The sequence below is a fragment of the Marinilabilia salmonicolor JCM 21150 genome, assembly GCF_000259075.1.
In the GTDB taxonomy this organism is placed as follows: Bacteria; Bacteroidota; Bacteroidia; order Bacteroidales; family Marinilabiliaceae; genus Marinilabilia; species Marinilabilia salmonicolor.
The window spans coordinates 21916-35991 of the sequence record NZ_AJKI01000027.1 but is presented as its reverse complement, the minus strand read 5'-3'; the positions used below and the strand labels follow the sequence as shown (position 1 = coordinate 35991).

The window sequence follows — 14076 nt, the reverse complement described above, 5'->3', positions numbered from 1 at the left end:
CGAAGTCCGAAAATACGGAGTTTACTTTTCGTAAATGAGTACCTTTCGGACAAGCGTAACGCAGTAAATGGTACTTTATGGACAGACACTAACTATTCCATCACATTCTTGTAATGCTCATACCTTTCCAGTATTTCCGTAACATAGTGGTAGGGCTCCTCTCCCCGGCAGTAACCGAATTTCACCACTGGATCATTAAAGAATTTGGGCTCTGATTTGTGCAGCAGATAGTAATCCACATTGTTTTCCCATACCAGGGGATCTTTTCCGTATTTTTCCGCCAGATTCATGGCATCCAGTACATGGCCGAGCCCCACATTGTAGGATGCCAGTACAAACTTAATCCGCTCTTCAGGATCAGTAACTCTTGATTCCAGTCGTTCATCAAGCCATTTGAGAAATTCCACACCGCCACGGATATTTTGACGTGGGTTTTCAGGATTCACTACCCCAAAGCGATCGGCGGTTCCTGGCATAAGTTGCATAAGTCCCTGCGCTCCGGCCCAGCTTTCCACTTTAGGGAAGAAACGCGACTCCTGATAAATTAAGGAGGCAATGAGACGCCAATCCCAGTTGAATTTATTGCTCTCCTCTTTTATCATCTCATCAAAATCGGATACCTGACCTCCCTTGATGGAATGAAATCCTTCATCCACCAGGTGTACGGAGCGTTTGTTGAGGTAATATTTCTGATAGATCTGATTGTATCGGGCTGTTTTTTTGAAACTGATAAGCCAGTTGTCGATGACATTTAACAAATCGGGAGAGGTTGACCGAACAGCCCATGACAGCTTTTGTGGGAAACTGATAGCTGTTTCCACATCCAGATTGGGATAATAGTTCAGGTTGACACGAGCCAGATTCTCATCGCATACCGTATATTTTATCTCTCCGCTGGCTACCAGCCCTATGAGTTGTTCCACTTCATAATCAGCAATCTCCACGATATTGATGCTGTCACCAATTTCCTGTGCCAGATTTCGCAAACGTTTGGCGTACGCTGATTCTTTTTGGACGTAGATGGTTTCTCCGGCAAGGTTTAACTGGTTTCGAATGAGTTTGTTGTACTCTCTGTCGCCGCTGTTGCCATTGTCAGGTTTGTAACGCTGTTGGACCAGAATTTGCCGACTGAAACTGTGAGGTTCGCTGAATCGGATGCCATCGTTTTTTTCAAGCGTGGCTGCCAGGTTGCTGGCGATAATGTCGATGTCTCCCGTTTTTAAACTCCGGTAGTTGGTGGAGAGATCGTTGTTGATGGTCACATCCAGTTTTAATCCCATGTAGTTGCTGAATTCCTGCAGTAATTCCAGCTGATAACCCATAGGTGTCCCTTTGTAAACAAAATAGTTGGTGGAGTTGTAGTTGGTAACGACGCTAACCACACCCTCTTCTTTAATTTCATTCAGGTCTCTTTCCGAGAGTTCAATGATGTTGTCCGGAGCATGGTTCTCTTTTTTCTGAAAACATGACGGAAGCAGAATGGCCAGACTTGTTAAAATTACCGTAAAAATCTTTCCCATAAAGTTGCATTTCAGATCAACCCTTTCCATAGACAACGGAGCTTCACGAGGTGATGGAGGGAGATCTATAAGATGGGCAAAGATACCAAAATGTTGACATGCAGACAAAAGCGAATGGCCGGTTAGTCATAAAAATTCCACGAAACACCAAACCTCAAACCTCCGGGGTTGACGGGATATCCGATGGTATGGAAATAATCATTGCTCATCAGTCCCTGATTTACGTGATCATATTTGACGAAGATGTTTGCTCTTTTGAGATGGAAATTGACAAATGGATCTACCACCGGATAGTTTCCGGTTTTTCTTTCCCGCTGTATGTGGAATTGTCCGGTAGCCGGCATGAAGTCAGGTGAGTAATAAGCCGTGTGGTATCTTACATCAAACCCTAACTGGAAAAACAATACCTGAAACAACGTATTCTCAAAATAGTTGGAGCTGAATACAGATAATTCAGGTACCGGAATAATGCGGTCATGGCTGGTGAGCTGATAAACTACTTCATTTCGGCTGTGCAGGTTCCAAAGCTGAAAATGCTTTTTTAGTTTTATTTGAATCAGTTGCAGAAATTCGCTGGTCTGTTCCGGAAGCGCTTCTTCGTTCCAGTAAATGTGATCATTTAAGAGCCTAATCTCTCCGGTGAGTTGCAGCCGTCGGGTGGGGATATTAATTCCGCCGTGAATTTTGACTGTTTGTTCAGGATCGAAACGTTTATCCCATGAGATGTGATTGGAATAATATTTTTCTGTGAAAAAGTCCGGGGAGGTAAGGAAAATGCCACCGCGCGCAAAAAATCCTGCAGTATCTTTGGCAACCCTGAACCTGGTGTTGAAGCCTCCTGTTAATTCACTGTCGCCTGCTTTGTGCCCCTGGAACCATATCCTCATTCCGGCATCGTAAAAGAAATTTTTACCACGGTTTTTGAATAACTGACCACCGAAAGCCGTGGCGGTTCGTTGTTCTTTTCTTTTGTGATAGATGAATTCTCCGGTGGGGTTGCCGGCGGTATCCTCTATCGCGACTGTTGATGCCGGCCAGCGATTTCGCTCAACTTCATTCATCAGATATACCCGCATTCCAAACTGTAGAAAAGGGTTGGCCTCTTCATTAAATTTCAGTTGAATGGTATTGCGGTAAGTCGTCTGGTAAGTGGTGTCCTTTGTTTGCGTAGGATCGTTGTTGATTTGGTTGTAAAACCAAAGGGATTCGTCTTCCGGAAATACCCCGGATAAATCATCTATCTTGTATGCCCGTCGGTAACGATCCATCTCAAAAGTGTGACTGGCAGTGGCCAGTGGTGTTGTTTCTTTCACCGAGTCGTTCACTGCAATGGAAACATTACCGATTTTAAGCTTTTGATTGATGAAAAGTTTGTAGTTGTCGATGCGTGTGGATGCATTGGTGAAATGTACCGGGATGTATTCCGGCCCGTCGTATTGGTTATCTTCCGGATTTAGGATGTTATTGTCGTCAATGATTCCACCGTTGTTTAATTGGTCTGTTTTTCCGTAAAAAAATGATCCATGAACCTCGTATCTTCTGCCCGAATAAGACGAAAAGAGTCTGAAGAGGCGGTTGTCCACCTGCTGTCCGTCGTATTTTCCAACTGATGAAATCAATTTATAATTGAATCCTACATTGACATTTTTATTGATGTTTTGTGTAAATAGCACTCCCACATTCTCTTCGCTTCGTCGCTTAGGGCCACTATGCTGATAATATAAATTGGTGTACGGAGTTCGTGTGTTATAATATTTCCAATCCTTGGGAGAGGTAAGCCAGTAATTTAGATTTCGTGAAAAAAGGAAACTGTTGTGAACCGGCATTTCTTCAATTATAATTGATTGAGCCGGGGCTCCCAGGTTTCCGGTAAATACGTTTGCAATGGAGCGCTGATGAATCGGATTGTATATCTGAAATCCGGTGGACACAGTGTCCACAACGACAGTGTCGGAAAGGCTGAAATCATCCACCAACCGCCAGTTCTTCACTTCGCTTGGCACAGTGGGTTGCTGACTTCCTTCTTCCTGTTCATTGTTTTGGTCCTGGTTTTGTCCGTTTTGAAAGCCTCCCTGTTGCATGGTGGGAAATCCTCTTCCTCCTGACTGGTTATTGCCACTGGGGATAAACTGGGCAAATGCCATAGTTCCCAATGCAAAAAACACAATATGTATGATGATTAATTTCTTCATTGCGACGCAAAGATATTGAAAAATAGAATGTGAGAAAGCCTGTTTCCTGAACAAGTGGTCATATTTTGGCACAAAGTCTCCCGGTTTCCCTCTTTGAGGGCCGATGCAATACAACAAACTTCCTGCCGAAGATAAATGCACGGTGCGGATGGGGCAAATTTTCCGGTTACCTGATTCATTTCTCTTTAGGAATGAATGAGATACCTTTAATACGGGGTTGATTGGTTTTTTATTTTTACTTTTGTGCCTCAAAATGATTTATTATGGATTCAATGATAAAAACAGGGATTATAGAGCTTGAAGAGATGGAGTTTTATGCCTATCACGGCTGCTTCAGAGAAGAGAATGTGGTGGGAAACAGGTTTTTAGTGAATATTTCCATCCGCACCGATATGTCCCGACCGATGCAGACCGATAACATTAACGATGCACTTAATTACGTTCAGGTTTACAATCTGGTGCGAACCGAGATACAACAAACCTCCAATTTGCTGGAACATGTTACGGCTCGTGTAATGGATTCTCTCTATCGGCATTTTCCTGAAATTGAATGGCTGAGGGTGAAGATTTCTAAGATGAATCCTCCCATGGGCGGTCAGATGAGAAATGTGAGTGTTACGATGGAGCGTTAGCTATAAAATAAAAATAACAACATTTTGTTGGGTTGAACAGAAAAAATCCTTACTTTTGCAACCGCATTTTTGACCAACACAATGGTCGGTTGGCCGAGTGGCTAGGCAGCGGTCTGCAAAACCGCGTACGGCGGTTCGAATCCGCCACCGACCTCAACTAAAAGCCCCTTTGTGATTTACAATATCACAGAGGGGCTTTTTTTGTTAGAAGATGTGATTTTCTACTCCTCATACCCCGCCTTGCAGGATAAACATTCATTGGCATAGTTGTCGTATTCATCAAATGCAGGGCCTGGTTTCCCATTGATCGTGATGATGCGATCGAGTCTTACATAATCACCGTCACTGAGTATCATAAATTCACCATCACTGCTCTTATCTATGCCGTGGTATTCTCCTTTCGCCTGTCCTAATGTGTTGTCCGGAAGAAAATAGAATACATTTTGTTCCTTCTTCTCTCTGACAATTGTTTCAAGTATTTCGTAGAAATCCGGATCCACCGGTAGATATTTAAAGTATTTCATGGTTCCATTTTTTTTGAAGGTATAAGATAAGGGTTTTAATGTCGGATGTAAAGTTCAGATTTATTTGGAGAAATAAATATCTGGAAACAGAGACTTCTTGTGATGGGTGGGGTTGTTTTTAGGATAAAAACCAATATTTTGAGGATGAATGATTGTTTGTGTCCGGGAAGAAGATGTCAACTGTTCGTTACCGAACATCAAGTATTCGGAAGTGGACAAAATTCAAATGGCTTGCTAATATTCAAATTGCTCAAGGTCAATTAATTGTAATTGTTGGCACATGCTTTGGAATCTCCTGTGCAAAATATAAAAACAAACATCTAAAAACAGATAGTTATGAAACGAGTAAATTTTGTCGCAGGCTTGCTTTTCTTTGTTATGATTTTGTCCGGTTCTTCAGCGGTGGCTGCCGGAGATGCTGTGTCTGTATTGTCGGGAAACTCACTGACTGAATTGGGTAATTATCAGATTACGGAACTTGAATCTGAAACCATCGGAAATGAAACTGTCCGCAAATTCCAGATTGAGTATGAGAATGGAAATGCCCCGATTATTGTATTCTTAAATGAGCGTAAGCGATGCAACGATTTTATAGTTCGAAGCAACGTAATGGAAGTTCAGTATGTATGTAAAAAATCAGGTTTTGGAGCTACTACCATCACCAACAGCGATTTCAGAATGCTTCCCGAACAAACCAATAATATGTTTCTGTCGCAGGAAGCGCTGAGCCGTCAGGAAAAGATTGTTAACAGCCAGGTATCAGTAGAAAAGGCACTGGGACTTATTGCCTGCTATTATCCGGGATTGCTTAAAAACATTCAGAATATTTCGGCCAATTAAAAAACGATTAGCTTTTTTATTGTTTGAATTTTGGTGAATTTTGAGGGGATGCACAGTTAAGGTATGAAAACCTGATGTGTGCATCCCTTTTTTATTTTCTGACTTGTTTTAATACCGACCAAAAAGCATTATTTTTGCCAACCACTGACGGATTTATGATTTGATAAAGCAAAATCCGAAATTGAAGATTAGAGGCTCAAAGCCCAAAGAAATCAGTAGAAAATAATACGGATAATTATGAGCAATACTACCGAAGGCGGAATGCCATCAGCCGGTAAAGGCAATTTTATTCATCAGGAAATAGATAAAGACCTGCAGGAAGGGAAGAACGGAGGTGCGGTGTTAACGCGTTTTCCACCTGAGCCGAACGGATACCTGCATATTGGCCATGCAAAGTCAATATGTCTTAATTTTGGACTGGCCGCGAATTATGGGGGTGGATGTAATCTTCGGTTTGATGACACCAATCCGGCAAAGGAAGAGGTGGAATACGTGGATTCCATCAAAAAGGATGTGAATTGGCTTGGTTTTGACTGGGTGGGTGATGAACATTATGCTTCTGATTATTTCGATCAGATTTTTGAATGGGCCGTAAAACTGATTAAGGCGGGGAAAGCGTATGTGGATGATCAGAGTGCTGATGAAATTGCTGCTCAAAAAGGAACGCCAACACAACCCGGAGTTGAAAGTCAGTTTAGAAACCGCAGCGTGGAAGAGAACCTGGATCTTTTTATGCGCATGAAAGGGGGCGAATTTAAGGAGGGCGAAAGAGTGTTGCGGGCCAAAATTGACATGGCTTCCTCAAATATGCATATGCGCGATCCTATTATGTATCGCATCATTCATAAAAGTCATCACCGTACAGGTGATAAATGGTGTGTTTATCCAATGTATGACTTTACGCATGGTCAAAGTGATTTTATCGAAGGTATTACACACTCAATATGTACATTGGAATTTGAGGTGCACCGGCCGCTATACAACTGGTTTTTGGATCAAATTCTGGAAGGAGAGCCTGCTCCGGAGCGCCGTCCCCGACAGATTGAGTTTGCCCGTTTGAATCTGAACTACACGGTAATGAGTAAACGTCGTCTGCTGGAATTGGTACAGAAAGGTATTGTAAACGGATGGGATGATCCACGGATGCCAACCATTTCCGGATTGCGTCGTCGCGGCTATACCGCGGAATCCATTCGTGTGTTTGCTGACAGAGTGGGCGTGGCGCGTCGTGACAATATCATTGATGTGGCTTTACTGGAGCATTGTGTCCGTGAGGATTTGAATAAAAAAGCTCCCCGCGTGAATGCTGTTATTGATCCGGTGAAACTGATTCTGACCAATTATCCCGAAGATCAGGTGGAATGGATGGAAGCGATTAATAATCCGGAGGATGAGAATGGTGGTAGTCGCACGATTCCTTTTACCAGGGAGCTTTATATAGAGCGGAATGACTTTATGGAAGAGCCTCCCAAGAAGTTTTTCCGATTAGGACCCGGTCGTGAAGTGCGTCTGAAAAACGGATATATAGTGAAGTGTGAAGACTTCAAAAAGAATGAACAGGGAGAGATTGAAGAAATCTATTGTTCCTACGATCCGCAAACCCGGAGTGGAAATGATACCAGTGGTAAAAAGGTGAAGGGAACCCTGCATTGGGTAAGTGTTTCACATAGTTTGCCTGCAGAGGTGCGGCAATACGACCGACTGTTTATGGATGAGGATCCTGCAGGACATAAAGACAAGGATTTCAAAGAATTCCTGAATCCCGATTCTCTGACTGTTTTGAAAAAATGTCGTGTGGAGCCTTCATTAAAAGAGGCAAAGACATTGGATGCATTTCAGTTTCAGCGGTTAGGCTATTTCTGTGTGGATCCTGATTCTACTCCCGATCAATTGGTGTTTAACCGTACTGTGCCCCTGCGTGATACCTGGGCCAAAATGAATAAGTGATTGACAGAATAATTATTCTTTTAGTTGTTGTAAATGTGCTAAATATCAAATTTAGGAGTGTCGCTGGGTGTTGCAAGAAATTGATTTACAGCACGATGTGATTTCTCTGAATTCTAACTCCTAACCTGGCATTGCCAGAACCAGGCAAGTAAAAATATCAAATGAGAATTAGCTGGATAAGTTAATTGCTTCGCAATTTCTTTTTTTTGTCCACGAATTCTACGAATTTCACGAATTAAAAGCTGTTTTACAGCTTTTATTAAACGGCGAAGCCGTTTTATGTCGCACTTCAAGTGCGACTCAAATTCGTATAATTCGTGAAATTGACAACGTCAATATTATTATTTCAAGGTGTTATCGAACTCCCTGCGGTCGTTTCGTGGACGCTCAAAAAAATGGCGTAGCCATTTTAGAAATATTTTGTCAGGAAAAATACGAATATTAGAAGTAAGACACTAAAAGCTAACAATCTATTATATGAAAGTTCTTGCAATTAATGGAAGTCCCCGCAAAGGTGGAAATACAGAATTGTTGATCAGGGAGGTTTTTAAGGTTCTGGAAGCTGATGGAATTGAAACTGAAATAATGCACGTCGGGGGTAAAGAGGTTTATGGCTGTACTGCCTGTGGAAAATGCCGCAAAGAGAAAGACGGACAATGTCATATTAAAAATCCGGTTCTCAATGAATGTATGAAGAAAATGGAGGAGGCAGATGGAATAATCCTTGGCTCTCCGGTCTATTTTTCCGACATCACCCCTGAGTTGAAAGCGCTGATTGATGTTTCTGGTTATGCGCTTCGCGGGGCCGGGAACCCGCTTAAGCGTAAGGTGGGGGCAGGAGTTGCAGTTGCCCGCAGAGCCGGTGCAATGACGGCTTTCGACAGCATCAACCGTTTTTTTCTGATTACTGAGATGATTATTCCCGGTTCGTCTTACTGGAATGTGGGATACGGCAAGGAAAAAGGTGATGTACTGAAGGATGAGGAAGCACTGAGTACCATGCATACGCTGGGTACGAATATGGCATGGCTGTTGAAGAAAATAAATTGATAAAAAGTGGTGAGTCACCGGACTCACCACTTTTTATCATTATAAAATACTACCCGGATAAACTTCAAGTGCTTTTTTCAAAACCTGAATGGCTTTCTCCAGCTCTTTTTGCTCCAGTACGTAAGCAATCCTAACCTCGTTGGATCCGTACCCCGGAGTGCTGTAGAATCCTGTACCGGGAGCCATCATTACGGTATGGCCTTCATATTCAAATTCGCTCAGAATCCACTTGCAGAAATCTTCAGAGTCTTTGACAGGAAGCCTCACCATTGTATAGAAAGCTCCTTTGGGTTCCGGACAAATGACTCCGGGGATTTTATTGAGCTCTTCTACCAGGTAGTTGCGCCGTTGGATGTATTCTTCATATACATCAATGAAATATTGCTCGGGTGTGTCCAGAGAAGCTTCACCTACGATCTGTCCCAATCCGGGAGGACTCAGACGTGCCTGACCGAATTTGAGGGCGGCGCTGATGAGTTCTTTGTTTTTTGATACCAGTGCGCCAATGCGAACACCACATTCGCTGAAACGTTTGGATACAGAATCGAACATTACGGCATTTTCTTCCAGCCCTTTCAGGTGCAACACCGATTTGTGCTTATGTTCATCATAACAAAACTCGCGGTAAACTTCGTCGGAGAAAAAGAAGAGGTCGTGTTTCAGAACCAGTTCGCGTAATTCTTCCAATTCACTGTCCGAGTACAAATACCCTGTGGGGTTGTTGGGATTGCAAATAACAATACCTTTGGTTTTTGGGGTAATCAGCGCTTCCAGATCCTTGATAGGAGGCAGTGCAAAATTGTTTTCGATGGTGGAGGTTACCGGTATGATTTTTATTCCTGAAGTAATTGCAAAACCGTTGTAATTGGCATAAAATGGTTCCGGGATGATTACTTCATCCCCCGGATTCAGACAACTCAGGAATGCAAAGGTAATTGCTTCGGAGCCGCCCGTGGTGATGAGAATCTCAGTGTAATCCACATCAATACCAATGGACTGGTAATATTTTGCAAGTTTCTTACGGTAAGTTTCGTTGCCGGCAGAGTGGCTGTATTCAATCACTTTGTCGGTAAGGTTACGGACGGCATCAAGTGCCACCTGTGGGGTAAATATGTCAGGTTGTCCAATGTTCAGATGAATCACATTCGTTCCTCTCTCTTTGGCCTGTTCAGCAAAGGGAACCAATTTGCGAATGGGGGAGGCAGGCATTTGCCCGCCACGATTTGAGATGTTTGGCATTGGTTCTGTGTTTATGGTTTATTACAAAGTTAGGGTCGAAAGCCGACAAAGATAATGACACTTTGCATATTTTTAAGAAATTTTGGGGTTTTGGGATAAAATCAACTTTTTGGGGCTTACTTGCTCAGATCTTCGAAAAAATCAGCGGAAAATAAATAAATTTGCCTCCAAACAGAATTGAATATGGGTGTGTCACGATTTGTTTTGCTGCTTCTATTTGTATGGCTTTCGGCTTGGATAAATGTCTCCGAGGCACAGATTGTCAATATTGATAAAAGAAGAACGCGTAATCCGGATAAAGGTTTACAGGGAGAATTTAATCTGGGATTTAATTTTATTCATACCACTTCTAATCAAAAGCAACTTAACTCCAGGGTTAAACTTCAGTACAATGATGATTTGAATACCTACCTTTTTTCGTCCGACATCAGCTTCAACCAGGTTGGGGATGAACGCAACCTGAACAACGGAGGACTGATGCTGAAATACAACTACTGGGTGCCTGAGAAAATAATTATTGCTGAAGGATTCCTGCAATATCAATACAACAGAGTAAAAAGCCTGAAGCATCGTTACATCCTGGGGGGTGGTCCCAGGTTTAACATCGCTGATGGGGAGAGGTTTTCATTCTTTCTGGTAGGATATACCATTTACCTCAATGAGCTGTATGAGCATGCGGATTACGAACGTCGAAAAAGCCTGGTGAAGTTTAGTTCTATGGGAAGTTTCGACTGGAAAATGAGCGAAGCATCCAGCCTAAGCCATAGCACTTATTATGAACCCGATTATTCGGATCCGGCCGACTTCAGGGTCTGGAGCGAAACCCGTTTTAATGTGCGTATCTCGCAGAGATTTAATTTCGGACTTTTTGTGAAACTGGAATACGATAATATGGCGCCTCCTGAGTTGGATAAGTTGTTTTATACCGTAAGCAACTCATTCCAGTGGCGCTTTTAACCTACCTGGTTTCTGTCCAGAAAGTACCACTTGCGTCGTTACGCTTGCCGCCAAAATACTCATTTACGAATAGTAAACTCCGTTTTTGGCGGCTTCGCAAGCCTCGCAATTGGCACTTTCTGACCAGAAACAGCTATAAACTAAGCAAAGTTTCTCAAGTTCGCTGTGTCTGTTCAGATGGTTCCGTTTACAAGGCTTGCCATTAGCGGAAATGCGGAGTTTACTTGAGTAAATGAGCAATTTCCGCTAATGGCGTAACGCAGTAAACGGGACTTTATGGACAGACACTATCTTGTGCATAAGACCGGTTCTTGCCCCTCACACCTCATACCTCACTTCTCCCCAGCTATTAAAATTTGGAACAAATTTTGTTAAGTAATCGAATAATCACTTGTTTCATTCTAACCCTGAAATTATGAAAAACCTTTTTTTTGCCCTGTCTCTTTTTATTGCCTTGCCCGTTATTGCCTCTGGCCAGGGCGTTCGTGGAACCATCGTTGATGAAAATGGAGATCCTGTGCCAATGGCCGGTATTTATTTGCCTTCAGAAAGAACCGGAACCGCCTCTAACAGTGATGGGAAATATGAGATTTCCCTTGCTCCCGGAGAATATGACCTGGTCTTTCAATCTCTTGGTTTTCGTACCAGAACATTTCATCTTACCATTCGGAAAACGTGGCTTGACCTGGATATAACCCTGGAGCCGCAAAGTATTCAGCTTCGTGAGGTGGTTGTCAATCCGTCGGGTGAAGATCCTGCTTATGCCATTATGCGAAAGGCTATTGGGATGGCTCCCTATTATTTGCGTCAGACGAATCGTTATCTGGCCGATGTTTACCTCAAGGGGTCTTTCAGAATGGATAACATTCCGCGACTTCTGAAAAACAACCTTACCATTAGTGTGAACGACGTGGAAGCTCCGTTGGAGGAGGGAAGAACCTATACCATGGAGTCCATGAATGAAATTACCTTTATTGCTCCTGATACTTTTCAACATAATGTACTTGCCTCACGCAGTTCTTTCCCTGCAGGAGATGAGGCCACGGCACTGGGTTTTATCAATAGTAGTTTTTATGAACCTGATAACGGGATGGTTATTTCACCTTTAGCTCCTCAGGCCATGCGGCATTATAAATTCCGGTACGAAGGATATTTTGAAGATGGCGATGTGGAGGTAAATAAGATTAAGGTCACTCCCCGTCGTAAAAGCCAGCAGTTGGTGAACGGATATATCTATATTGTTCAGGATTTATGGAACATTCATTCTCTGGATGTGGAGGCCGAAATGTTTTTTGGTGATATTGGTGTAAAGCAGGTTTTTCAACCGGTGAAAGAGGGTGCCTGGCTGCCTGTTACCCACCAGTTTGATTTGGATGTTTCCATGATGGGGGTTAAAGCTGTGGTCGATTATTCGGGATCGGTAAAATATAAAGAGGTGGAATTGAATGAAGAGCTCACAACTCCTGATATATTGCTTTCAGAAAATGAACATTCTGTCCCGGTTAATGAAGACGAAAATGTCGCTGAGGATAAGGAACAATCAAAAGAAGAAAAGAAACTGGAAGCATTGCTGGCAAAGGAAGATCTAAGTAACCGGGAAATGATGCAGCTGGCTCGTTTGATGGAAAAAACTTCCGAAAAAGAGGAAGACAGTCATCCTAAAGAGCTGGAACTGATCAGTACTTATAATATGACGGTTAAGAAGGATTCCTTAAAGCAGGATTCTGCTTTTTGGGAAAACAGGCGTCCTATACCACTGACTCCGCTGGAGCAGGAGAGTTATGCCCTTGGTGACAGTCTGGCTGCAGTGCATGCCGCAGAGAAAGACAGTGCTTCCAATGACCGGGAAGGATGGATGGATAAGGCGGCCGGTTTTGCAACATTCGGAAGACGTTTCTTTTTTGCTGATTCATCTGTGATGGTCAATTACAACGGACTTATCGGGTTGAGAAATGTGAATTTCAACCCGGTGGATGGTTGGAACTATAAACAATTACTGGGAATTGTCTGGAAACAGGATTCTGTAAATCGTATGGAGCTTTCTCCTGAGTTGGGTTATGCATTCTCGAGAGAGGCATTGATGTGGAAGGTCAGGGCAAAGCAGACGTATGCTCCGATGCTGCGCGGACAAATAAATGTGGGAGCCGGCGATGAAACGTCAGATTTTAAGTCTTCTGACTTTGCTGTAAATTCATGGGTCGACATGGTGGCATCCTTAGCTTTTAAAGAGAACTATAAGCGATATTTCGGACGTCGTTTTGTGGATGTTTACAATGCACTGGATCTGGCGAACGGATTACGTTGGAATGTTTCTGCGGCTTATGAATGGATCGTTCCGAGACTCAATAACAGTAATTATTCCTTTTTTTATCGGGATAAAGATTATCATTCAAATATCCCTGAAAATTCAACATTGCTTTTTGGGCACCTGGAACCACAGGAGAGTTTTTCGTGGGGGACGACCCTGACATATACACCGCGTTATTTTTACCGCATCTATAAAGGACAAAAAATAATGTCGCATTCAAACTATCCTACATTTTCGGTTTCAGTTAAACAGGGAATTCCGGCGTTTGACAGTTCTGCCGATTACTTGTTTTTTGAAGGAGGAGTAGAGCAGGAGAAAGAAACCGGTTTTTTCCCCGTTTTATCATGGTCGGCCAAAGGAGGATGGTTTGCGCACAACGAATCTATGCATTTATCGCATTTCAAACATTTTAATACTTCTACAGCTCCTGTCAGAATTATCGGAAGTCCGGCTTTTCGTTTACTCGATGATTATGAGGCATCAACCAATGAATGGTATTTACAGGGACATTTGAAATATACTTCTCCTTATTTGTTACTGAAGCGATTGCCTTTGTTGAGTAATCGTTTGTGGCAGGAGTCTTTGCATTTCGATTATCTTCATACACCACTACTTCGTAACTACACCCAGGTAGGCTACTCTATAGATCAGATACTATTCATGGGAAGTGTTGGCGTTTTTGCGGGTTTTGAAGACGGGAAATACGAGCATTGGGGTGTAAGTGCTGTGCTGGAATTTTGATTTTCGGAGTTAATCTTAGGATTGGTTTGATTTGGTTAGGCAGATAATTAAATACCGTGAAGAACGGTGTCATTGCGAGTGACTACTCCAAAAAAAGCTTTGGGAAAATGGGGATATGACAGAATT

General features: G+C 42.8%; 10 protein-coding genes and 1 tRNA gene. 7 read left to right on the top strand and 4 right to left on the bottom strand.

What is annotated here, in order from left to right:
• Positions 1-92: 92 nt before the first annotated feature.
• Both W7W_RS0113255 and W7W_RS0113250 read right to left on the bottom strand, forming a co-directional pair.
• Complete coding sequence (locus W7W_RS0113255; protein ID WP_025007189.1) at positions 93-1520, bottom strand: MltF family protein; 1428 nt, start codon at positions 1518-1520, stop codon at positions 93-95.
• Between the two features lie 122 nt (positions 1521-1642).
• Positions 1643-3712: a putative porin gene (locus tag W7W_RS0113250; protein ID WP_010664212.1), complete on the bottom strand. Its 2070-nt coding sequence runs from the start codon at positions 3710-3712 to the stop codon at positions 1643-1645.
• 263 nt (positions 3713-3975) lie between these two features.
• Between W7W_RS0113250 and folB the strand changes: the two genes are divergently transcribed.
• The gene (gene folB / locus W7W_RS0113245; protein WP_010664211.1) at positions 3976-4344 is read left to right on the top strand and encodes a dihydroneopterin aldolase; all 369 of its coding nucleotides are present in this window, start codon (positions 3976-3978) and stop codon (positions 4342-4344) included.
• A gap of 83 nt (positions 4345-4427) precedes the next feature.
• A tRNA-Cys gene (locus W7W_RS0113240) sits at positions 4428-4498 on the top strand.
• A gap of 67 nt (positions 4499-4565) precedes the next feature.
• Here the strand turns inward: W7W_RS0113240 and W7W_RS0113235 are convergent.
• On the bottom strand, positions 4566-4868 hold the full coding sequence (locus W7W_RS0113235; protein ID WP_010664210.1) for a hypothetical protein: 303 nt from the start codon (positions 4866-4868) through the stop codon (positions 4566-4568).
• A 336-nt stretch (positions 4869-5204) separates the two neighbouring features.
• Between W7W_RS0113235 and W7W_RS0113230 the strand changes: the two genes are divergently transcribed.
• The 3 genes from W7W_RS0113230 to W7W_RS0113220 all read left to right on the top strand — a co-directional run bounded on the left by W7W_RS0113230 (position 5205) and on the right by W7W_RS0113220 (position 8705).
• Positions 5205-5708, top strand: a complete 504-nt coding sequence (locus W7W_RS0113230) for a hypothetical protein (RefSeq protein WP_010664209.1) — start codon at positions 5205-5207, stop codon at positions 5706-5708.
• A gap of 237 nt (positions 5709-5945) precedes the next feature.
• Entirely contained in the window at positions 5946-7655 is a 1710-nt protein-coding gene (locus tag W7W_RS0113225; protein WP_010664208.1) for a glutamine--tRNA ligase/YqeY domain fusion protein, read from the top strand.
• 477 nt (positions 7656-8132) lie between these two features.
• Complete coding sequence (locus W7W_RS0113220) at positions 8133-8705, top strand: flavodoxin family protein (protein WP_010664207.1); 573 nt, start codon at positions 8133-8135, stop codon at positions 8703-8705.
• Positions 8706-8744: 39 nt separating this feature from the next.
• On the opposite strand, the gene W7W_RS0113215 is transcribed toward W7W_RS0113220, so the two are convergent.
• Positions 8745-9944, bottom strand: a complete 1200-nt coding sequence (locus tag W7W_RS0113215) for a pyridoxal phosphate-dependent aminotransferase (protein WP_010664206.1) — start codon at positions 9942-9944, stop codon at positions 8745-8747.
• Positions 9945-10127: 183 nt separating this feature from the next.
• Here W7W_RS0113215 and W7W_RS0113210 point away from each other — a divergent pair, with 183 nt between their 5' ends.
• Together W7W_RS0113210 and W7W_RS0113205 are read left to right on the top strand one after the other, a co-directional pair.
• The gene (locus tag W7W_RS0113210) at positions 10128-10901 is read left to right on the top strand and encodes a DUF481 domain-containing protein (protein WP_010664205.1); all 774 of its coding nucleotides are present in this window, start codon (positions 10128-10130) and stop codon (positions 10899-10901) included.
• Positions 10902-11316: 415 nt separating this feature from the next.
• Entirely contained in the window at positions 11317-13950 is a 2634-nt protein-coding gene (locus W7W_RS0113205; RefSeq protein ID WP_010664204.1) for a DUF5686 and carboxypeptidase regulatory-like domain-containing protein, read from the top strand.
• Positions 13951-14076: the final 126 nt, after the last annotated feature.